Source organism: Streptomyces sp. NPDC059398 (assembly GCF_042751845.1).
Lineage (GTDB): Bacteria > Actinomycetota > Actinomycetes > Streptomycetales > Streptomycetaceae > Streptomyces.
This window is the reverse complement of sequence record NZ_JBHYWP010000045.1, coordinates 30,053-50,252: the sequence shown is the minus strand read 5'-3', so window position 1 is coordinate 50,252 and position 20,200 is coordinate 30,053. Positions and strand designations below refer to the sequence as shown.

Genomic DNA, 20,200 nt, shown 5'->3' with positions numbered 1-20,200 from the left:
GGGGGGGCGGGCGGGGCCGCCCCCGCCGGCCGGGGACGCCTCGGCCGGTCCCGCCGAGGCCGTGGAGATCCCGCGTCAGCAGTCTGCCGCCGCGGCCGCGGACAATGAAGCCGGAGAGGGCGTTCGCAAGTAGAACGCCCTCCTGGAGGGAAGTAGGTATGCCATGGGATTCCTGGACAATGTGAAAGCCAAGCTCGAACCGGCCAAGGACAAGGTCTCCGACCTCGCGCAGCAGCACGGGGACAAGATCGGGGAGGGTCTGGACAAGGCCGCTCACACCGTCGACGCCCGGACCAACGGCAAGTACACCGACAAGATCGAGACGGGTACCGGCAAGGCCAAGGAAGCCCTGGAGCGCCTCTCGCACAAGGACGACGGCAAGAACGACGGCGGTACGACCAAGCCACCCACCGCTTCCTGATCCGGCACGGCACGGCGGGCGGCCCTGGAGCACCTCGCTCCAGGGCCGCCCGCTGCTTTTCGGCCGCCGTCAGGACCAGGTGGCCACGAGGTACCCGACGCCGTACGGGGCGTCGTCGTAGAGCAGCCGGCCGCCCGGCTCCGTGCCCTCGGCCGCGCCCGCGAGTACCTGCCAGGGCGCACGGCCGGCGGCCTTCAGTTCGTACGCCAGCGGGGCGTCCAGCGCCTTCAGCGCGACCAGGTCCGCCGTGCCCAGTGCGCGGGCGGCGGCCGCGTCGAAGGCGGCGGCACGTTCGTCGAGGTAGCCCGGCGCCTTCAGCGTGCGGCAGGCGCTGCCGTCGCCCATGACCAGCAGCGCGACCCGGTCGGCGCGGGCCGAGAGCTCGCGTCCGGCCGCCAGACAGTGTTCCGGCTCCAGCGGTTCGCCCACGCCAAGGCCCTCGACCGGTGCGTCGGCCCACTCCGCGCGGCCCAGCAGCCAGGCGGCCACCGACAGGGACGGCGGGAGTTCCCGTCCGGCCTCGGTGACCGATGTCCCCAGCCGTACCCGGAGGTCCACGCCGAAACCGGCGAACGAGCCGGTGGCGCCCTCGGGGTGCGTCCCCCGGGCCCCGGCATCGGCAGGTCCCACGACGACCAGCAGACCGGGCCGGGCCGCCGCCAGCACCCCGACGGCGTCGAGGCAGGCGGCCCTGGCCGCGTCGAGTTCCGGCGCCGCCCCCGCGGCCACCTCGGGCACGAGCAGCGGCGGACAGGGACATACGGCGGCGGCTACGAGCATGATCCGCAGCCTAGTCCTGCCCGGTGCACGCAGAGACCGGCGGGCGACGGCGCCCGTCCATGGAGAACGGCCCAGTCGCCGCCACAGCCCCCGGGGCTGCCTAGTCGCAGCCGCAGCCTCCGGCCGCTGCGGGCTGCGGCGCCGGGGCGCCGATGCCCGGGAGCCCGAGCATCACACCGGCCGGTTTGGCGGCGGCCGCGGTGCTGCGCCTCTCCCAGGCGTCCCCGGAGCGGGTGCGCCGTACGGCGCCGACCGGGCCCTCCGCGAGCAGGTGGTGCGGCGCCGCGTAAGTGATCTCGACGGTCACCACATCGCCGGGGCGCACCTCGGTCTCCGGCTTGGTGAAGTGCACCAGCCTGCTGTCGGGTGCACGCCCGGAGAGCCGGTGGGTCGCGCCGTCCTTGCGGCCCTCGCCCTCGGCGACCATGACGTCGACCGTGCGGCCGACCTGCTTCTTGTTCTCCTCCCAGGAGATCTCCTCCTGGAGCGCCGAGAGCCGCATGTAGCGCTCCTGGACGACTTCCTTGGGGATCTGGCCGTCCATGGTCGCGGCGGGGGTTCCCGGACGCTTGGAGTACTGGAAGGTGAAGGCCTGCGCGAAGCGGGCCTCCCGGACCGCGTGCATCGTCTGCTGGAAGTCCTCCTCGGTCTCGCCGGGGAAGCCCACGATGATGTCGGTGGAGATCGCGGCGTGCGGGATCGCGGCCCGCACCTTGCCGATGATTCCGAGGAAACGCTCCTGCCGGTAGGAACGGCGCATCGCCTTGAGGACGGTGTCCGAACCCGACTGCATCGGCATGTGCAGCTGCGGCATGACGTTCGGCGTCTCGGCCATCGCCGCGATCACGTCGTCCGTGAAGTCCCGGGGATGCGGCGAGGTGAAGCGGACCCGCTCCAGCCCGTCGATCTTCCCGCAGGCCCTCAGCAGCTTGGAGAACGCCTCACGGTCGCCGATGTCCGAGCCGTAGGCGTTGACGTTCTGGCCGAGCAGCGTGATCTCCGATACGCCCTCGTCCACCAGCGCCTCGATCTCGGCGAGGATGTCGCCGGGCCTGCGGTCCTTCTCCTTGCCGCGCAGTGCGGGGACGATGCAGAAGGTGCAGGTGTTGTTGCAGCCGACGGAGATCGAGACCCATGCGGCGTACGCGCTCTCGCGCCGGGTCGGCAGCGTCGAGGGGAACGCCTCCAGCGACTCGGCGATCTCGACCTGGGCCTCGCCCTCGATACGGGAGCGTTCCAGGAGTACGGGCAGCTTGCCGATGTTGTGCGTGCCGAAGACGACGTCCACCCACGGGGCGCGGCGGACGATGGTGTCCCGGTCCTTCTGGGCCAGGCAGCCGCCGACGGCGATCTGCATACCGGGGCGCGTGGTCTTCATGGGGGCGAGCCTGCCGAGGTTGCCGTACAGCTTGTTGTCGGCGTTCTCGCGCACCGCGCAGGTGTTGAAGACGACGACATCGGCGTCCCCGTCGGCGCCCTCCGGCGCGCGGACGTATCCGGCGTCCTCCAGAAGCCCCGACAGCCGTTCGCTGTCGTGGACGTTCATCTGGCAGCCGTAGGTGCGGATCTCGTAACTTCGGTTCAGGGCGTCCTGCGCGGTCATGTCACCAGGGTAGGCGGTACGGGGCGGAGCTCCCGCCCCCGGCCGCGTGCCCGGTCCGCCGGGAGACCTCAGCGCCCGCCCGCGCTGTCGTCCACGTCGTACTGCAGGCGTTCCGCGACATCGACCACCCCGTCCACCCCGCGGCACAGCCGCACCGCGGCCGGGATCACGCTCCGCCGCTCGACCAGGCCGCTGAGCATGACATGGCCGTCGCTGACGTCCACCGTGATCGCGGAGGGTGAGAGGCCCAGGGTCCGCGTCAGGACGCCTTCGAGCACCTCCTCCTGGATGGCGCGGTCGCGGCGGAGGAAGACCTGGAGGAGATCGCTGCGGCTGATCACCCCGGCCAGCCTGCCGGTGTCGTCGACGACCGGCAGCCGTTTGACGCTCCGGGCCTGCATCAGCCAGCCCGCCTCGACGATCGTCCAGTCCGGGTGCGCGACCACCGCCGGGCTGGTCATCAGGCCTTCCGCCGTGGTCGCCTCGGTCTTGGAGCGGTGGTCGGCCGCCTGCCGGACGGCGGGCAGCAGTGCGGTCAGGCCCAGCTGCTTGCGGAGCAGATCCGCCTCGGAGACCACGCCCACCGGACGGTCGTCCTCGTCCACGACGGGAACGGCCGAAATACGGTGTTCGGTGAGCAGCCGGGCGATCTCCTTGAGGAACGTCCCCCGCTGCACCCGTACGACATTGGTCGACATCATCTGTCCGACGGTTCGGCTCGACGTCACTGCGGTCCTCCGGGGCGGGTCCAGCGGCAACCGGCTGCCTGCTGGTGATCAGGGATCAATGCGGGTGATCAAGGATCAATAGTGACAGCCATGAACCGGACTGAATAATTCCGGACGCAGAGCGGTCGCGGGGCGCGGCCCCGCTCCCCTGTTCGCCAGGGGCGTGAACTGGCAGGATCGCGCGCATGCCCAACGCCCTGTCCCGTATCAGCCGCCGCCGCGCCCTCCAGGGGACGGCGGCCGTCCTGGTGGTCTCGGGACTGCTGATGTGGTGGCTGCTGCCCTTCGGCTCGCCCTCGCCGCACGGGACGGTCACCTTCAGTACGGGGGTGCGGACCGGCGTCTACCAGCTCTACGGGAAGCTGCTGAAACCCACACTGGCCCATGACCTGCCCGGTGTGGACATTCACCTCCAGCCGAGCGAGGGCTCCCAGCAGAACCTCGCCAGGGTGGCGACCGGCCAGGCCGACTTCACCATCGCGACCGCCGACGCGATCGCGAAGTACCGCGAGGACGGCAAGCCGGGCGCGGACCGGCTGCGCGGCTGCGCGCGGCTGTACGACGACTATGTGCAGCTCGCCGTCGAGGACGGATCCACCATCAGGCGCGCCGCCGACCTGCGGCACAAGCGGGTCGCCGTGGGCCAGCCGGGATCCGGTGTGCGGCTGATAGCCGACCGGGTGCTGCGGGCCGCCGGGATCGATCCGGCCAAGGACATCACCGCCGTGCCCGCGGGGATCGACACCAGCCCCGCCCTGCTCAAGGCGGGCAGCATCGACGCGTTCTTCTGGTCCGGCGGCCTGCCGACCGACGCGGTACGGGATCTGGCGGCGCACCATCCGATCCGGCTGATACCTCTCGACGACCTGGTGACCCGGCTGCACGCGGCGGGCGGCACCACCCGCTACTACCGCTCGGCCGTCATGCCGGCCGACGCCTACCGTCAGGCCCGCAACGGTGCCGCGGTGCCCACGATCGCGGTTGCGAACGTCCTGGTCACCACCGACCGTGAGGACCCGAAGCTGACCGAGGGCTTCACCCGCAGCGTGATCCGCAGCCGGGACCGTATCGGACGGCAGGTGCACGCGGCGCAGCTGGTCGACGTACGGACCGCGATCTACACGGACCCGCTGAAGCTGGACGAGGGCGCCCGTCGCTACTACCGGTCGGTCAAGCCCTGACCCCGTACGGCGCCGCACACTGACCGGCCGCAGACCGGCCCCGGGCCGCCGGGTCTACGGTTCGGGCGGGGTGCGGGGCACCGTCACGGTCACCCGGAGCCCGTGCGGTTCGTTCTGCTCGTACGCGATCGTGCCGCGGCCCGCTGTCAGCAGGGCGCGCGAGATGGAGAGGCCCAGGCCCGAGCCCTTGATGTTCTGATGGCGGCCGCTGCGCCAGAAGCGGTCGCCGATGCGGGCGAGTTCCTCCTGGCTGAGGCCCGGTCCGCCGTCGGCGACCGTGATCCGGGACGAGGGGCCGTGCGAGGAGGTCTCGACCCGGACCTCCTCCCCTTCGGGGGTGAACTTCAGGGCGTTGTCGATCACGGCGTCCAGGGCGCTGGAGAGCGCGACGGGGTCGGCCCAGGCGGTGACCGCCGCGGCGCCGCCCGCGACGAGCCGGACGCCCTTGCCCTCCGCGACCGGCCGCCAGGCCGAGATCCGCTCGGCCGCCAGCTCGGCGATGTCGGTGACCCGCAGCTCCGCCGCGGTGTGCTCGGCCAGCGCGAGGTCGAGCAGATCGTCGAGGACCTGGCCCAGGCGCTTGCCCTCGGTCCGCACGGAGGCGATCTCCTCGTTGCCCTCGGGGAGTTCGAAGGCGAGCAGCTCGATCCGCAGCAGCAGGGCGGCGAGCGGATTGCGCAACTGGTGGGAGGCGTCGGCCACGAAGGCGCGCTGCTGCTCCAGCACGTCCTCCACGTTGTCGGCCATCTCGTTGAACGACCGTGCCAGACGCCGCAGTTCGGGAGGCCCGCTGCCGGACGCGACCCGCGACTTCATCAGCCCGGTCGCGATGCCGTGGGTGGCGGCGTCCAGGGTCCGCACCGGAAGCAGCACCCAGCCGGCGAGCCGGAAGGCCGCGCCCACCGCGAGCAGCATCGCCCCCGCCTCACCCGCGGCGGTCAGCAGCCAGCCGCGCAGGGTACGGGAACGCATCTGGTCGGTGGGCGAGTCGGTGACCACCACCGCGATCACATCGCCGTTCCTGACGACCGGCGACGCGACGATCAGCCGCCCGTGCTGCCAGGGCCAGATCTGGCCGGGGTCCCGGCTGCGCCGCCCCGCGAGCGCGTCATCGAAGGCGATCCGGCCCTCGCCGCTGACCGGCACCGTCCAGGACTGCGGGGCCGCGGCCATGGCGACGCGGTCCCGGTAGAAGACGCCGGCCCGGATGCCGTACACCGTCTCGTAGCGGGCGAGTTCCTCCTGGAGGGTGTCGTGCCGCTCCTGTTCGCTCGCCGGTATCTCCGTGACGAACTGCGCCTCCTCGGCCATCCGCGCGGTGTCGTCGATCCGGTCGACCACCACGTTCTGCTGCGCGGCGGATGCCACGCTCAGCGCGAGCGGGAAGCCGAGCGCGAGCAGCACGCCGGCCATGAGGACGATGAGCAGCGGAAGCAGTCGGGCGCGCACGGGAGGGGACGCGCCTCAGGCCGGGACGACGAGGCGGTAGCCGACGCCGCGCACGGTCTCGATCAGGGCGGGCAGATGCAGCTTGGAGCGGAGCGAGGCGACATGCACCTCAAGGGTGCGGCCGGTCCCCTCCCAGCTGGTCTGCCAGACCTCGCTGATGATCTGCTCCCGGCGGAAGACGACCCCGGGGCGCTGGGCGAGCAGCGCCAGCAGGTCGAACTCCTTGCGGGTCAGCTGGATTTCGCTGCCTTCCACGCTGACGCGCCGGGTGGGAAGCTGGATCTCGACGGGGCCCATACGCAGCGCCGCCGCGGGGACCGGTCCGGTGTCCTCGCCCGCGCTCTTGCGGCGGCTGACGGCGTGGATCCGGGCGAGCAGCTCACCCGTGTCATAGGGCTTGACGACGTAGTCGTCGGCGCCGAGGTTCAGTCCGTGGATACGGGACCGCACATCGGCCCGTGCCGTCACCATGATCACCGGCGTTGCGGTGCGTTTGCGGATCTTGCCGCAGACCTCGTAGCCGTCCAGGTCGGGCAGGCCGAGGTCGAGCAGTATGACCCCGAAGGGCTCCTGCTCGTCGGGCAGCAGGCAACGGAGTGCCTCCTCGCCGTTGCGGGCGTGCACGACCCGGAATCCGTGCCTGGCCAGTACGGCGGACAGGGCGGCGGCCACGTGGTTGTCGTCCTCGACGAGCAGCAGTCTCATGGGCCCCTTCTGTGGTGCGCGCTTCTGTCATCCGTACGTCTCGCCGGCCGCGGGGCCCGCCGGCCCCGGGCCTCCTCGGCCGGGGGTCTCGTCCTCGATACGCCCGGCCGTCCTCGCCGGTTCCCCGCCGGGTCGGATTCCAGCCGTACTGAGGCATCCACGCTGATGGCTGCCGCACCAGTCAAGGGGTTCCGGATCCCGCGGGTGATCCGTTACGCACCCGGTACTCCGCCCGCGGTCTGCTTCACCAGGAGTGTCCGGGCCGTGCCCGCCTGCAACCGGATCGTGATGCTCAATTTCCGCTCAGATGTGATGACGCTGGTAGGGGCGTCTCATTACTGTCCTCCTCAACCACGACCGCACTTGCGGTTGAGGAGGACGGAGCGAACAGCCGATGAGCGGAGTGCCAGTGACCAAGTCCGCCGAATCCGCCGAGGACTCATTGCCGGTCTCGGACGACCTGGTCGTACTGAGCAGCGTCAATAAGCACTTCGGCGCGCTGCATGTGCTCCAGGACATCGACCTGACCATCGCCCGCGGCGAGGTCGTGGTCGTCATCGGGCCCTCGGGGTCCGGCAAGTCCACGCTGTGCCGCACCATCAACCGCCTGGAGACGGTCGACACCGGCGCGATAACGATCGACGGAAAGCCCCTGCCCGCCGAGGGCCGGGAGCTGGCCAGGCTGCGCGCCGATGTCGGCATGGTCTTCCAGTCGTTCAACCTCTTCGCGCACAAGACCGTTCTGCAGAACGTGATGCTCGGCCAGCTCAAGGTGCGCAAGACCGAGAAGAAGACCGCCGAGGACAAGGCGCGTGCGCTGCTCGACCGGGTGGGTGTCGGTGCCCAGGCCGACAAGTTCCCCGCGCAGCTCTCCGGCGGTCAGCAGCAGCGCGTCGCGATCGCGCGGGCGCTGGCGATGGACCCCAAGGTCATGCTCTTCGACGAGCCGACCTCCGCGCTCGACCCCGAGATGATCAACGAAGTCCTTGAGGTCATGCAGCAGCTGGCCCGTGACGGCATGACGATGATCGTCGTCACCCACGAGATGGGTTTCGCGCGTTCCGCGGCCAACCGGGTCGTCTTCATGGCCGACGGGAAGATCGTCGAAGAGGCCGCCCCGGAGCAGTTCTTCAGCAACCCCCGCAGTGACCGCGCCAAGGACTTCCTGTCGAAGATCCTTCACCACTGATGAGACAGACGTCCGACGTGCGCCGAAATAGAGGATGTTCAGCATGAAGTTCCGTAAGTCCGCCGCCTTCGCGACGATCGCCGTGCTCGCTCTCACCGGCACCGCCTGCGGTGGCAAGTCCGGCTCGGCCGGCGACAACGGTGCGGCGAAGCCCGGTGGCGCCGACGCTCCCAAGCTCCCCGCGTACACCGTCGCCAAGAACGTCTCCCTCGACTCCCCCGCCTTCAAGCGGGCCAAGAAGCGCGGGAAGCTGGTGATCGGCGCGAAGGCCGACCAGCCCTACCTCGGCTTCGAGGACCAGTCGACCAAGGAGCGCTCCGGCTTCGATGTCGAGATCGCCCGGATGATCGCTGCCGACCTGGGCTTCTCGAAGGACCAGATCGAGTGGAAGACGGTGGACTCCGGTATCCGTGAGACCGCCATCTCCAAGGGCCAGGTCGACTACTTCGTCGGTACGTACACGATCAACGACGAGCGCAAGAAGCTCGTCGGATTCGCCGGGCCCTACTACAAGGCGGGTGCCGCGCTCCTCGTCCGCAAGGACGAGAAGGCCATCACGGGTCCGGAGACCCTGAAGGGCAAGAAGGTCTGCTCGATCAAGGGCTCCACCCCGCTCGCGGAGATCGAGAAGCCGAAGTACGGCGCGAAGACCACCGAGCTCGCCAAGTACTCCGACTGCGTCCAGGAGCTGCTGACCAAGCAGGTCGACGCGGTCACCACCGACGACGCGATCCTCAAGGGGTACGCGGCCCAGAACCCGAAGAAGCTCAAGGTGGTCGGCAAGCCGTTCACCGAGGAGCCCTATGGCGTCGGCATGGGCAAGAGCGACAAGGCACTGCGCGACTTCATGGACTCGGCCCTGGAGAAGCACGTCAAGGACGGCACGTACAAGAAGATCTACGACGCCACCCTCGGCCTCTCCGGCTCCTCGTACGTCGCACCGCCGGCCGTCGAGCGCTACTGATCCACCCGGCACAGCGGACCGGCTGCCCCAACGGCCGGCCCGTCGCCGCCTGTCCGTAAGCGCTGAAGCGCCCCGTACCCGGGTACGGGGCGCCGCGCCCCCTGTCTTCCAGCTGCTGCCCGCCGACGCGGAGACCTCATGAACGTACTTTTCGACCACTTTTCGGCGTTCCGCGACGGTTTCATAGGAACCCTGGAGATCACCGTCATCAGCGCGGTGATCGCCTGTGTCCTCGGCATCGTCATCGCCGGCTTCCGGGTCTCGCCCGTGCCGCCGCTGCGGTTCTTCGGGACGGCCTGGGTCACCATTCTGCGGAACACCCCGCTGACCCTGCTCTTCCTCGTCGCCACCTTCGTGGTCCCCGAGATCTTCTTCCCGGGGATGAGCCCCTTCCTGCTGGCGTCGCTGGCGCTCGGCTTCTACACCTCGTCGTTCGTCTGTGAAGCGATCAGATCCGGTATCGGCACGGTTCCGCTGGGCCAGGCCGAGGCGGCCCGCTCGCTCGGTCTGAGCTTCTCCCAGACCCTGCGGATGATCGTCCTGCCGCAGGCCACCCGGACCGTCATCGCCCCGCTGAGCAGCCTCATCATCGCGCTGACCAAGAACTCGGCCATCGCGGGCGCCTTCAGCGTCACCGAACTCTTCGGCTGGCAGAAGGCGATGAGCGACCTCGGCTACGGCATCGTTCCCATCTTCATCTGGGTCGCCATCGGCTACCTGGTCATCACCTTCGCGATCAGCGGCATCTTCCGCCTCGTCGAGAGCCGTATGGAGGTCGCCCGATGAGTGCCAGCGTGCTCTACGACGCACCCGGCCCCAAGGCCGTCGTACGCAACCGGATCTACTCGGTCCTCGGCAGTGCGGCCATCGTCGCGCTGATCGTCGTCGCCGTCGTCCGTCTCTCCAGCAAGGGGGACCTCGACGGTGGCATGTGGGACATCTTCAACTACAGCGGTATCCGCACGAACATCGCCGACGCCGTCGTCGCCACGCTGAAGGCGTTCGCCATCGGCGCGGCGGGTTCGCTGGTCCTGGGTGTGGTGCTGGTCGTGGGCCGGCTCTCCGACCACCGCCCGGTGCGGTGGCTGGCGACCGCCTTCATCGAACTGTTCCGTTCCATCCCGCTGCTGATCACCATCTACGCGATCTGGGTCGGGTTCCTCACCGACTACTCGATGTGGGCGCTGGCACTGGGCCTGGCGATCTACAACGGCTGTGTGCAGGCCGAGGTGCTCAGGGCCGGTATCAACTCCGTCCCGAAGGGACAGCGGGAGGCCGCGTACGCCCTGGGCATGCGCAAGTCGCAGGTCGTGGCGACCGTGCTGATGCCGCAGGCCGTCCGTGCCATGCTGCCGACGATCATCAGCCAGCTGGTCGTCACGCTGAAGGACACCTCGCTCGGCTACATCATTCTCTATCCGGAGCTGCTGGCGACCGCACGGCTGATCGCCAGCAACACCCCGGTCAACGGCCAGTACCCGTACGTCTCGACGATCGTCGTCATCGGCTCGATCTATCTGGCGATGTGCCTGCTCCTCTCGGCGCTCGCCACCTGGATCGAGAAGCGCGGGCGGCGGGCGAAGACCGGGATCGCCGTGGCCACGGCCGGGCCCACCGGGGCCCCGGGAGCGCTGGACCCGGTCGGGGCGGTCGCGCCCGGCGCCGACCAGGCTCCGGGAACGGCCGTACCGACCACGGACGGCACCGTATCCGGGAAGTGAGCGCCGCGCGGGTGAGGTGAGTCCGGGCCAGGGGTGAGCCCACCCCGCCGCATACCGCCGTCACTTGACGCAAGCACCCGCAGTGGGTTGCATACGTTCTGTGATCGCGCACCGGGCTCTACCTGCCATCAGCCACTTCTCCGCACGGGTTCGAGGAGCCGCACCGTGGACCCGGTGATCATCGTCGGCGCGGGCCCGGTCGGGCTCGCGCTGGCTCTGGCGCTCGCCGCCCAGGACGTCCCGTCCGTCGTGCTCGAGGAAGGGACAGGCGAGGACGGACCGCGGCCCGCCCGCACGGTCGTACTGCGCCCGGAATCCGCTGACTTCCTGGGCGGGCTCGGCTGTGCGACGGCGCCGGGTGAGACCGCGCGCTGGGTGGCCTGGCGGTCCCTCAGGCGGAGCCAGCAGATGCAGCGGGTCGTCTTCGACGAGCCCGGCCGGGGCTCCGCCAGACCGCTGGGGACCAGCGGGCAGTCACTCACCGTCAGTGGGGTCAGTGGCTCCGGTGGACCGGACGGGGCCGATACGACCGGCGGGCTGGGTGCGACCGGCGGGTCCGGACCTGGCGGACCCTCGCCGCTCCATCTGCCCCAGCACGCGCTGACCCGCGGGCTGCGGGCGGCGATCGCCAAGCGCGAGCAGGTGAAACTGGTCACCGGCAGCCGGGTGGACACCGTGGAACAGGACCACACCGGCGTGACCGTGCACACGGCGGGACCCCAGGGGACCTGGTGGCGCGGCAGCCATCTGGTCGGCTGCGACGGGGCCCGGTCCACCGTCCGCAAACTGCTCGGTATCCGCTTCCCCGGCCGTACGGCGGTGGAGCGCCACGCGGTGGCCGCGCTCCGCACCGAACTGCCCTGGCCGGGCGAGGCGTTGCTGCACCGGCTGCCGCCCTGGCGCACCGGCGGCGAAGAGGTGACGGCCCGTCCGCTGCCGGACGACGTCTGGCGGATCGACTGGCTGCTTCCGCCGCGCGCCGAACTGGTCACCCCCGAGGCGCTGGTGGCGCGGGTCCGGGCGGCGCTGGCCGGCTGGTGCGGCGGTGAGACACCCCCGTACGAACTGATCGACACCGGCGTCTACACCCTGCACCACCGGCTGGCCAGGCGCTGGCGGGTGGGCCGGGCCTTCCTCGCCGGGGACGCCGCGCATCTGCTGGGCGCGCTCGGCACCCAGGAACTGGACGAGGGGCTGCTGGACGCCGGCAACCTCGCCTGGAAACTGGCCCAGACCTGGCACCACGGGGCGTCCGAGCTGCTGCTCGACAGCTACCAGGCGGAGCGCCGTACGGCGGTCGCGGCCCGGCTGCGCGCCGCTGACCAGTCCCTTCCGATACTGCGCGGCCGCGGTGGACTGCGGGCCTACCTCCCCGGCCGGGCGCGCGGGCACGACGCGCTGCTCGCGGACGGCCATCTGGGCAGCGGCGCACTCGGCGCGCCCCCCGGGTACGCCCACTCACCGCTGGCACCGCCGCGCACGCCCTCGCAGACCGCGGTGGGTACGGCCGCGGGCGCCCCGGTCGCCGACGTACGGGTCACGGCGCCGGACGGTACGGCCGTACGACTGCGCGAACGGCTCGGGCGCGGGCAGCTCCTTGTGGTGCTGGTCGCACCGGGCACCGGGGTGTGGGACCGGCGGCACTGGATGAAGGCGGGAGTGATGCCGAGGCTGGCCGCCGCGGTGAGCGCACTGCCGGTCAGGGGCGAACTCCTGGTCGCCGAGGCCTATCCGGGCGCTTCGGCGCACACCGTGCTGCTGGTGCGCCCGGACGGACATCTGGTCACCGCGTTCAGCGGAGTGCGCCCCGCCGAACTGTACGAAGCGGCCGACGCGGTCCGGGGCGGGGCGCCGACGACGGTCCGGGAGGAGAGCACCGCGGACGTCAATTGACCGTCGTGGGCGCACATGGTGTACTGCGGAGCGTGACCGACACCGATGTGCGCCTGTGGCGGAGGGTCCATATGGACCTCGTCCGCTATGCGGGCTGCACGTGTCGCCCATCCCGCTGATTCGCCTCTCCCCCGCGTGCCTGCGCCGCACCGTGCTGTTCTTTTCCGGGCTGCCGCGCCGCACGTCTCCGCGAACCACTCCGGACGGTCACCATGTCTCTCTCCGCACCCCTGCCTGCCCCCGCGCCCGCACGCTCCACCGCGCCCACCGCGAGCCGCCTCCTCGACTTCGTCACCCGCACCGCGGCCGACTCCGAACTCATCCGCTCGCTCCCCCTCGATCCCGGGGGCCGTACCTGGATCCGGCTGGACGGTCCCGGCGGGAGCGAGGCATGGCTGATCGGCTGGCCGCCGGGCACCGGCACCGGCTGGCACGACCACGGGGGCTCCCGGGGCGCGTTCGCCACGGCGGCCGGCGTGCTCACGGAGGACTCCCTTGCCGCTCGGCTGCCCACCGAAGGGTGGAAGACCCTCGAACTGGCCGACGGGGTGGACCGCACCCGGCAGCTGTCATCCGGTGACGGACGGGCCTTCGGCGCCCACCATGTCCACCAGGTGCTCAACGAGTCCGCCGCCGAGCACGCGGTCTCCGTGCACGCCTACTATCCGCCGCTGCCGCTGATGCGCCGCTACAGCCGCAGCGGCCCGCTCCTCCGCCTGGAGCAGGTCGAGCACCCCGGGGAGTGGGAGTGAGCGAGCCCTCCGAGCCGTCGCCCCCGCCCGGGCCGGTACCGGCGGGGGAGCCGCTCCCCGTACCCGGCCTGCTTCCTGCACCGGACCCGCTTCCCGCACCGGGCCCGGTCTCGGTGGACGAGCTGCTGGAGCGGGTCCGGTCGCAGCTCGACCGGATCGGGCCCCGGGAGGCTTTCGACGCCGCCGCGCGAGGGGCGCTGCTGGTGGACATCCGGTACGCGGAGCTGCGAGAGCGCGACGGACTGATCCCCGGGGCTCTGGTGGTCGAGCGCAACGAGCTGGAGTGGCGGCTCGACCCGCAGGGCAGCCACCGCGCACCGGAGGCCACCGGCCACGGTCTGCGGACCGTGGTGATCTGCAACGAGGGGTACGCGTCGTCCCTCGCCGCAGCCTCCCTGCAACAGCTGGGCCTCTACCGGGCGACCGACCTCATAGGCGGCTTCCAGGCCTGGCGCGCGGCGGGCCTCCCGGTCGACGGGCCATGAACTGGGAGCCCCGGATCGGTGAGCCCTGAACTCCGGACTGATCCATCGTGAACTGCTGAGCCCCGAACCGGTGGACTCCCCCGAACAGGCCGGGCCCTGGCCGTGCCAGGCCCTGAACAAGCCGGTCCCCGACCTTGCAGGGCCAGGAACGGCGGGAGTGCCCGGACAGCCGCTGAAGGCTGAAAGTCCGGGCGGCCGGCCGGGGCGGGTGTCCTTGCACCTCGGGAGGTGTCCGGACACCCGGCATGCCTGGACACCCCCGTAGCCCAGCGCCCCGTAGCCCAGTGAGCCGCCCCCACCCCACTACCCGTCGTCCTGGAGCCCCCCGCGCTCCAGGTCGGCCAGGTCCTCGCCCTCCTCCTCCAACGCCCGCCGCACCACCCGCAGGGCCATGCCCTCCGGGTATCCCTTGCGGGCGAGCATGCCCGCGAGGCGCCGCAGCCGTTTGTCGCGGTCCAGCCCCCGTGTCGTGCGAAGCCTGCGGGTGACCAGCTCCCGGGCGGTCTCCTCCTCCCGCTCGGAGTCCAGCTGCCCGACAGCCTCTTCGATGAGCTCGGAGCCCACCCCCTTCGTACGGAGCTCCCGGGCGAGCGCCCGCTTGGCGAGCCCCCGCCCATGGTGGCGGGACTCCACCCAGGCATCCGCGAAAGCCGCGTCGTTGATGAGCCCCACCTCTTCGAAGCGGGACAGCACCTCCTCGGACACCTCGTCGGGGATGTCCCGCTTCTCCAGGGCTTCGGCCAGTTGCTTACGGGTGCGTGCGGTCCCGGTGAGCAGGCGCAGGCAGATGGCCCGTGCCTGCTCCGCCGGATCCTGGGGCTTCTGCGGGCCCTGGTCCTGGGACCGCTTCTGCTGCGACCACTCTTGCCGGGACCGCTGCCGTCGCGGTCCCGCTGCTCCAGCCCCCTGTCCGTCCTCGCTCTCACCCTCGCCACCGGAGTCCGTGGCATCCGGCCACTCGGTTCTCCGGACCACGGATCAGCTCTTGGCCACGGCGGTCTTGGCCGTCTTGGCCTTGCCGCCGGCCGCCGGAGCGGGAACCGTCTTCGCCGCCTCATCGGCCGCGGGGGTGCCTGCAGCGCCCGCCTCGTCTCCGAGCTCGGCCTCCCGCCTGACGCCGATACCCAGCTTCTCCAGGATCTTCTTCTCGATCTCGTTGGCGAGATCGGGGTTGTCCTTCAGGAAGTTCCGGGCGTTCTCCTTGCCCTGCCCGAGCTGGTCACCCTCGTACGTGTACCAGGCGCCCGCCTTGCGCACGAAGCCGTTCTCCACGCCCATGTCGATCAGGCCGCCCTCGCGGCTGATGCCCTGGCCGTAGAGGATGTCGAACTCGGCCTGCTTGAAGGGCGGCGAGACCTTGTTCTTGACGACCTTGACCCGGGTGCGGTTGCCGACCGCTTCCGTGCCGTCCTTCAGCGTCTCGATCCGGCGGATGTCGAGGCGTACCGAGGCGTAGAACTTCAGCGCCCGGCCACCGGTGGTGGTCTCGGGAGAGCCGAACATGACGCCGATCTTCTCGCGGAGCTGGTTGATGAAGATCGCGGTGGTCTTCGACTGGTTCATCGCACCGGTGATCTTGCGGAGCGCCTGGCTCATCAGCCGGGCCTGCAGACCCACGTGCGAATCGCCCATCTCGCCCTCGATCTCCGCACGCGGCACCAGAGCCGCGACGGAGTCGACGACGACCAGGTCGAGTGCGCCGGAACGGATCAGCATGTCGACGATTTCCAGGGCCTGCTCGCCGTTGTCCGGCTGGGACAGGATGAGGTTGTCGATGTCGACGCCGAGCTTCCTCGCGTACTCGGGGTCGAGAGCGTGCTCCGCGTCGATGAAGGCCACCTGGCCGCCGAGCCGCTGGGCATTCGCCACCGCGTGCAGCGTCAGCGTCGTCTTGCCGGAGGACTCAGGACCGTACACCTCGACCACCCGGCCGCGCGGCAGACCGCCGACGCCGAGCGCGACATCGAGAGCGGTCGACCCGGTGGGGATGACCTCGATGGGCTCGTTGGGCCGCTCGCCCAGACGCATCACCGCGCCCTTGCCGAATTGCCGTTCAATCTGGGCGAGAGCGGCGTCCAGCGCCTTCTCGCGGTCGTTGCCTGCTGCCATGGGTTCCACCCGATTTGCTTGAGTCGATCGCTTCACGTCAATGACGCTAACCCCTGCCACTGACAATGGGCTCCGAAGCCCGTCCCGCCTGTGGACAACTCGGTGGACAACGCAGTGGGCAACGCAGTCGAGAACTCGTCCGAGTACCGGGCCAGACCCCCATAAGAACGGCTGTTCGATTTTGCTGTCAAGCGCGCCACGCGGGTGCCGGACCGGTCGGCGGCCGGGCCGGTCGAGGCCGGCGGACCGGACGGAACGAGACCGCAGGCCCCGAGCGGTGAACTTTTCCGTCCCGGTCGGCATCGGATCTTGTGATGCGAAAAAACCGACGTGGACTTGTTGCACGCCGAAGGTATGCGCCGCGAAGATCCCTGACCGCTCTGCCCTGCTTGCTCTGCAACGGGAGGAGACGGGGCGGGGAGGAAGCGCCGGAATGGAACGCGACCGGTGGCGAGCACCGGCCCATGGGCCGCCGCACGCCGACCAGTTGACGGAACGACCGGTTGACCGATCGGCCGGTTGAACCCTGCCGATCATGGAACCATTGCCACCGGGCCGCCGTCCTTCTGGGAGAGAACCCGGTAACCCCGGTTTCCCGACCGGCGTGTCCGTCTTCCGGCATCCCCAGCTTGCGTGCCGGTCCTCCAGCGCTCGGGCAGCCGGGTCTCCCCCGCCCCCACTCCCCCCACACACTTCCGCTCCGGCACTCCCACGCCACCGACCCGGCGCCCTCCCCAGGTGCCGGAGGCGCCTCAGCGCCGCCCTTCCGACCGTACGGGCCCGCGCCACGCGGTCCTGCGCTGCCCGTCGCGACCGCAGCACCGCCCGTCCATGCCACAGATCAGACTCAGGTGAACCTCATGCCTTCTGCCGACACCCTGGCCTCCACCGAGACCACCAGCACCTCCGGAACCACCGGAACTGCCGAAACCATCGACGCCGTACGCAGCCGCTTCTTTCCCGTACGGCTCCCCGGCGCGAGCAGCGGAGTCGGCCGCTGCGTCGACGAGGCGACATTCCGGGAAGCGGTCGGAGCGATCTACGCGGATGTCTTCCCGGACCGGGACGCCTACCCGTACCGCCCCAAGTCCGAGGAGCTGGCCGCGGAATACCGGGCGCTCCACCAGGAGCGGATCCTCATGGAGGACGGCGACGGCAAGGTGATGGGGTGGCTGAAGGGCCGCATGGCGGACCCCGACACGTTCTATCTGGGCACGAGCGGAATGCTGCCGGAATACCGCGCGCAGCGCGTCGCCGCTCTCTGCTACGTCAAGCTGCTGGAGTATCTGCGGGCGCTCGGCTACGAGCGGGTGACCTCCGAGCACCACCCGGGCAACCGCACCGCGATGATCTTCCAGCTCAAGCACGGATTCAGCATCGAGGGCATGAGCCTGGACGAGCGCTGGGGACCGATGGTCAAGATGGTGCGCTTCTTCGACAAGGACCGCCAGGCCGAGTTCGACCGGCGCTTCGGCTTCGAGCAGTACCCGAAGGGCGCCTGACCGCGCACTGCGTCCACGCGCCGCCGACCGCGCGGCCGGGCGCCCGATCCACCGGCAGAAGCCCCTTCGCCACTCTCCCTTGAACCTTGAACAGGCGGCGGTTCCGTGCGGAGCCGCCGCCCCTGGGGCGTGTCCGGCGCAGGGCCCCTGTCAACACCCCCACTCAGCGACCCGATGAGGAAGCGTGCACATCACCTATCTGCTCGCCACCGGCAGCAACGCGATCTACGACGGAAAGTACAGCCAGCGCGGGCGCTTCCACACCTACGGCCAGCAAAGCTTCGTCCTCGACCTGATCAGGACCATGAGCCGGGCGGGCCACAGCGTGCGGCTCATCGTCGACACGCCTGCCAGCTTCGCCCTGACCTCGACGTTCAACGGTATGGACGCCGTCACCGTGACGGAGGAGATCGACCCTTCGGGCAAGACCGATCTGATCCTGGTCGACGAGGTGCCCGATGAGATGCTGATGCACTTCGACGCGCACATACCGGCGTTCAGGATCGTCCACCACGCGGGCCGGCGCTCGTCCGACTACCTCGTCTCGCGCTGCGCGCGCTTCCTGTGCATGACCGAGAACGCGCTGTCGCTGCAGCAGAAGTACCTCCCTCCGGACCGTGCGGTCCTCGTCCACCAGGGCGTCGACCTGGAACGCTTCCCCGCGGTCCTCACCAGGAGCGGCGGGCGGCGGCCACGGGTCCTGGTCTACTGCCGGATGGACTCCGGGCGCGAGGCGCTCCTCGGCCGGATCATCGAGAACATCGACCGCGAGGAACTCCTCGTGTACGTGGCGGGCGACGGCCCGGGGTTCTGGGACACCAGCGACCGCTTCGGCAGCGACATCGTTCTCATCAACCATGTGCCGTGCCAGTCGATACCCAACCTCCTCGCGGAGATGGACGTGGTCATCTCGCTCGGGCGCGGTGCGATGGAGGCCATGGCGACGGGGATCCCGACTCTCTGCGCGGGCCACCACTACGCCGGGCCCGTCACGGCGGACAACATCGGCTCCCTGCTGCGGTACAACCTCACCGGCGCCGACAGCGACCGCGATCCGGCCCTGGTCATGACGGACATCCGCGAGGCACTGCACTCCGACCGCCGGGCCGTCCGGGCCCTGGCGGAGGAACGGCTGTCGGCCGACGCGTTCATGGAGAGCGTCTCCGATCTGTACGCGCAGCTCGCCGGATGACGGACGGGGCAACGGGCGGAGCAACGGGTGGGACGGCGCACAGCACCGGCGACGCGGCGCCGCACGGGGCGCCCGACACGACACCGGGCGGGGTGACCGGCGCACCCCGGGACGGGCCGGCCGACACCGCACAGGACAGTGCGGCCGGCGGGGCGGCCGGCGCGACATCGGGCGTACGCGCGCCGGGACTTCTCGCGTCCCGCAACGCACGGCTCTACTACACCGGGCTGGTCGTCTCTCAGGTCGGCACCAACACACAGCTCGTGGCCCTGGGCTGGTTCACCTACCAGCTCAGCCACAACGCGGTCGTGCTGGGAATCGTCACCGCCGCACCGATCTTCACGATGCTGCTGTTCAGCCAGGTGGGCGGGCTGGCCGCCGACCGCTTCCCACCGCGCCGGGTGCTGCTGTGCACCCACTCCCTGCTCGCCGTACTGGCTCTGCTGCTGGGCCTGTTGGCGCGCAGCGGCTCGCTCGCGGTGTGGCATCTCGTGGTCAGCGCGCTCTGTGTCGGCGGCATCAACGCGATCGGTCTGCCGACGGAGCAGGTCTTCGTAGCGGAAGTCGCGGGCGATGCCCTGCTCAGGCGGGCGGTCACGCTCAACAACGTCATTCTCAACCTGTCGTTGGTCGTGGGCTCCTCCCTGGCGGGGCCTCTCATGGGTGCGGTGGGGCTGGGCGGGGTGGCCCTGCTGAACGGGCTCTCCTATCTGACGATGCTCACCGCGCTCCTCCTCGTCCGCCCGGCGCAACTCCATGCCCGCCCCCGGCGGACGGGAGGGCGCCCCCGGGTGCGCGGCGCCTGGGGGTACGTACGGCACAGCCCCGGCCTCACGCTCCTGCTGCTCGTCATCGGCACGGTCGGCCTCTTCGGCACGAGTCTGCCCTCGCTGCTGCTCCTGCTGACGTCCAGCGAACTCACGGAGCAGGCCGGGGCATACGGCATCCTGCTCGCCGTCATCTCCGTCGGCTCCCTCATCGGGGCCTGGCTGACCTGGAGCACCAAGATCGTGCTGGGCACGGTGCTGGTGGGCAGCATCCTGCTCGGGATCCTGGAACTCGTCACCGCGGCCATGCCGTCCCTGCTGACCCTCGGCCTGGTGCTGCTGCCGGTCGGAATGGTCTCGCTCATCCTGCGGGCAGGCCTGCTCAGCCTGGCGCAGCTCCAGACGCTGCCGGAGTTCCGGGGCCGGGTGATGGCGATCTTCCAGCTGGTCTACCGCGGGGGCTGGTTCCTCGGCACCCTGCTCGCGAGCTGGGCGGCGCAGATGTGGGGCCCCCGCCCGGCGATCGCGTGGGGCGGGGCGGCGGTGACCCTGGCCGTCATGGCGATCGTGCTGGTGATGACGGTGTTCCGCGCCATGTCGGTGTCGCTGGTCGCTCGGCGCGTTCCCCGCGTACGGATTGCCCTCGCGCCGGAGCCGGAGGGCCGGCACCGGCGTCCTCCGCGCCATATGACCGCGGAATCATGAGGGCGGCGCCGCGGTCTCGCGGTCTCCTCAGGGGGCGGTCCGAGGAGGCCGTCG

The 20,200-nt window shown here is 70.5% G+C and carries 20 protein-coding genes; 13 read left to right on the top strand and 7 right to left on the bottom strand.

The genetic code is table 11. The features are described from left to right. Window positions 1-163 precede the first annotated feature (163 nt). On the top strand, window positions 164-421 hold the full coding sequence (locus ACFXBC_RS18135) for an antitoxin (RefSeq protein WP_385024696.1): 258 nt from the start codon (window positions 164-166) through the stop codon (window positions 419-421). 69 nt (window positions 422-490) lie between these two features. Here the strand turns inward: ACFXBC_RS18135 and ACFXBC_RS18130 are convergent, their stop codons facing one another. From ACFXBC_RS18130 to ACFXBC_RS18120, 3 genes are all read right to left on the bottom strand, one after another. Beyond that, window positions 491-1,201, bottom strand: coding sequence for a class III extradiol dioxygenase subunit B-like domain-containing protein (locus ACFXBC_RS18130; RefSeq protein ID WP_385024694.1), 711 nt, complete (start codon window positions 1,199-1,201; stop codon window positions 491-493). Window positions 1,202-1,301: 100 nt separating this feature from the next. Then, entirely contained in the window at window positions 1,302-2,804 is a 1,503-nt protein-coding gene (miaB, locus tag ACFXBC_RS18125) for a tRNA (N6-isopentenyl adenosine(37)-C2)-methylthiotransferase MiaB (RefSeq protein ID WP_385024692.1), read from the bottom strand. A gap of 68 nt (window positions 2,805-2,872) precedes the next feature. After that, window positions 2,873-3,505 (bottom strand): CBS domain-containing protein, encoded by a 633-nt coding sequence (locus ACFXBC_RS18120; RefSeq protein ID WP_385024717.1) that lies wholly within the window; start codon window positions 3,503-3,505, stop codon window positions 2,873-2,875. Between the two features lie 212 nt (window positions 3,506-3,717). Between ACFXBC_RS18120 and ACFXBC_RS18115 the strand changes: the two genes are divergently transcribed. After that, window positions 3,718-4,713: a TAXI family TRAP transporter solute-binding subunit gene (locus ACFXBC_RS18115; protein WP_385024690.1), complete on the top strand. Its 996-nt coding sequence runs from the start codon at window positions 3,718-3,720 to the stop codon at window positions 4,711-4,713. 54 nt (window positions 4,714-4,767) lie between these two features. Here ACFXBC_RS18115 and ACFXBC_RS18110 read toward each other — a convergent pair whose 3' ends face one another. Beyond that, window positions 4,768-6,162 carry a sensor histidine kinase gene (locus ACFXBC_RS18110; RefSeq protein ID WP_385024688.1) on the bottom strand — a complete coding sequence of 465 codons (1,395 nt, stop codon included), beginning with the start codon at window positions 6,160-6,162 and terminating at the stop codon, window positions 4,768-4,770. 15 nt (window positions 6,163-6,177) lie between these two features. After that, on the bottom strand, window positions 6,178-6,867 hold the full coding sequence (locus ACFXBC_RS18105; protein ID WP_385024686.1) for a response regulator transcription factor: 690 nt from the start codon (window positions 6,865-6,867) through the stop codon (window positions 6,178-6,180). 394 nt (window positions 6,868-7,261) lie between these two features. On the opposite strand from ACFXBC_RS18105, the gene ACFXBC_RS18100 reads away from it, so the two are divergent. From ACFXBC_RS18100 to ACFXBC_RS18065, 8 genes are all read left to right on the top strand, one after another. Then, window positions 7,262-8,056 (top strand): amino acid ABC transporter ATP-binding protein, encoded by a 795-nt coding sequence (locus tag ACFXBC_RS18100; protein ID WP_385024684.1) that lies wholly within the window; start codon window positions 7,262-7,264, stop codon window positions 8,054-8,056. Window positions 8,057-8,099: 43 nt separating this feature from the next. Continuing rightward, complete coding sequence (locus ACFXBC_RS18095; protein WP_385024682.1) at window positions 8,100-9,020, top strand: transporter substrate-binding domain-containing protein; 921 nt, start codon at window positions 8,100-8,102, stop codon at window positions 9,018-9,020. A 138-nt stretch (window positions 9,021-9,158) separates the two neighbouring features. Beyond that, window positions 9,159-9,806, top strand: coding sequence for an amino acid ABC transporter permease (locus ACFXBC_RS18090; RefSeq protein ID WP_385024680.1), 648 nt, complete (start codon window positions 9,159-9,161; stop codon window positions 9,804-9,806). Then, window positions 9,803-10,741: an amino acid ABC transporter permease gene (locus ACFXBC_RS18085; RefSeq protein WP_385024678.1), complete on the top strand. Its 939-nt coding sequence runs from the start codon at window positions 9,803-9,805 to the stop codon at window positions 10,739-10,741. Before ACFXBC_RS18090 ends, ACFXBC_RS18085 begins: the two co-directional genes overlap by 4 nt. A 165-nt stretch (window positions 10,742-10,906) precedes the next feature. Further along, complete coding sequence (locus tag ACFXBC_RS18080; protein ID WP_385024676.1) at window positions 10,907-12,634, top strand: FAD-dependent monooxygenase; 1,728 nt, start codon at window positions 10,907-10,909, stop codon at window positions 12,632-12,634. A 5-nt stretch (window positions 12,635-12,639) separates the two neighbouring features. Beyond that, window positions 12,640-12,753: a putative leader peptide gene (locus ACFXBC_RS18075; protein WP_385024674.1), complete on the top strand. Its 114-nt coding sequence runs from the start codon at window positions 12,640-12,642 to the stop codon at window positions 12,751-12,753. 93 nt (window positions 12,754-12,846) lie between these two features. After that, window positions 12,847-13,386, top strand: coding sequence for a cysteine dioxygenase (locus ACFXBC_RS18070; RefSeq protein WP_385024672.1), 540 nt, complete (start codon window positions 12,847-12,849; stop codon window positions 13,384-13,386). A 68-nt stretch (window positions 13,387-13,454) separates the two neighbouring features. Next, a complete protein-coding gene (locus tag ACFXBC_RS18065) occupies window positions 13,455-13,871 on the top strand; it encodes a rhodanese-like domain-containing protein (protein ID WP_385024715.1) in 417 nt (138 codons plus the stop codon). A gap of 303 nt (window positions 13,872-14,174) precedes the next feature. Here the strand turns inward: ACFXBC_RS18065 and recX are convergent, their stop codons facing one another. Beyond that, window positions 14,175-14,846 carry a recombination regulator RecX gene (gene recX, locus ACFXBC_RS18060; RefSeq protein ID WP_385024670.1) on the bottom strand — a complete coding sequence of 224 codons (672 nt, stop codon included), beginning with the start codon at window positions 14,844-14,846 and terminating at the stop codon, window positions 14,175-14,177. Window positions 14,847-14,849: 3 nt separating this feature from the next. Continuing rightward, on the bottom strand, window positions 14,850-15,980 hold the full coding sequence (gene recA, locus ACFXBC_RS18055) for a recombinase RecA (protein WP_385024668.1): 1,131 nt from the start codon (window positions 15,978-15,980) through the stop codon (window positions 14,850-14,852). An 860-nt stretch (window positions 15,981-16,840) separates the two neighbouring features. Here recA and ACFXBC_RS18050 point away from each other — a divergent pair. The 3 genes from ACFXBC_RS18050 (at window position 16,841) to ACFXBC_RS18040 (ending at window position 20,146) form a co-directional block, all read left to right on the top strand. Further along, window positions 16,841-17,482: a GNAT family N-acetyltransferase gene (locus tag ACFXBC_RS18050; protein ID WP_385024666.1), complete on the top strand. Its 642-nt coding sequence runs from the start codon at window positions 16,841-16,843 to the stop codon at window positions 17,480-17,482. A 184-nt stretch (window positions 17,483-17,666) separates the two neighbouring features. Beyond that, the gene (locus ACFXBC_RS18045; RefSeq protein ID WP_385024664.1) at window positions 17,667-18,674 is read left to right on the top strand and encodes a hypothetical protein; all 1,008 of its coding nucleotides are present in this window, start codon (window positions 17,667-17,669) and stop codon (window positions 18,672-18,674) included. Further along, window positions 18,671-20,146 (top strand): MFS transporter, encoded by a 1,476-nt coding sequence (locus tag ACFXBC_RS18040; RefSeq protein WP_385024662.1) that lies wholly within the window; start codon window positions 18,671-18,673, stop codon window positions 20,144-20,146. The genes ACFXBC_RS18045 and ACFXBC_RS18040 overlap by 4 nt, the downstream gene beginning before the upstream one ends. Window positions 20,147-20,200 lie beyond the last annotated feature (54 nt).

Excerpts from the sequence above, each read along its gene's own strand:
- ACFXBC_RS18050 (WP_385024666.1), top strand. The coding sequence starts at position 16,841 with ATGCCTTCTGCCGACACCCTGGCCTCCACCGAGACCACCAGCACCTCC.
- ACFXBC_RS18085 (WP_385024678.1), top strand. The coding sequence starts at position 9,803 with ATGAGTGCCAGCGTGCTCTACGACGCACCCGGCCCCAAGGCCGTCGTA.
- ACFXBC_RS18120 (WP_385024717.1), bottom strand. The coding sequence starts at position 3,505 with ATGATGTCGACCAATGTCGTACGGGTGCAGCGGGGGACGTTCCTCAAG.
- recA (WP_385024668.1), bottom strand. The coding sequence starts at position 15,980 with ATGGCAGCAGGCAACGACCGCGAGAAGGCGCTGGACGCCGCTCTCGCC.
- ACFXBC_RS18135 (WP_385024696.1), top strand. The coding sequence starts at position 164 with ATGGGATTCCTGGACAATGTGAAAGCCAAGCTCGAACCGGCCAAGGAC.
- miaB (WP_385024692.1), bottom strand. The coding sequence starts at position 2,804 with ATGACCGCGCAGGACGCCCTGAACCGAAGTTACGAGATCCGCACCTAC.
- ACFXBC_RS18115 (WP_385024690.1), top strand. The coding sequence starts at position 3,718 with ATGCCCAACGCCCTGTCCCGTATCAGCCGCCGCCGCGCCCTCCAGGGG.
- ACFXBC_RS18095 (WP_385024682.1), top strand. The coding sequence starts at position 8,100 with ATGAAGTTCCGTAAGTCCGCCGCCTTCGCGACGATCGCCGTGCTCGCT.
- ACFXBC_RS18130 (WP_385024694.1), bottom strand. The coding sequence starts at position 1,201 with ATGCTCGTAGCCGCCGCCGTATGTCCCTGTCCGCCGCTGCTCGTGCCC.
- ACFXBC_RS18090 (WP_385024680.1), top strand. The coding sequence starts at position 9,159 with ATGAACGTACTTTTCGACCACTTTTCGGCGTTCCGCGACGGTTTCATA.
- ACFXBC_RS18040 (WP_385024662.1), top strand. The coding sequence starts at position 18,671 with ATGACGGACGGGGCAACGGGCGGAGCAACGGGTGGGACGGCGCACAGC.
- ACFXBC_RS18070 (WP_385024672.1), top strand. The coding sequence starts at position 12,847 with ATGTCTCTCTCCGCACCCCTGCCTGCCCCCGCGCCCGCACGCTCCACC.
- ACFXBC_RS18100 (WP_385024684.1), top strand. The coding sequence starts at position 7,262 with ATGAGCGGAGTGCCAGTGACCAAGTCCGCCGAATCCGCCGAGGACTCA.
- ACFXBC_RS18105 (WP_385024686.1), bottom strand. The coding sequence starts at position 6,867 with ATGAGACTGCTGCTCGTCGAGGACGACAACCACGTGGCCGCCGCCCTG.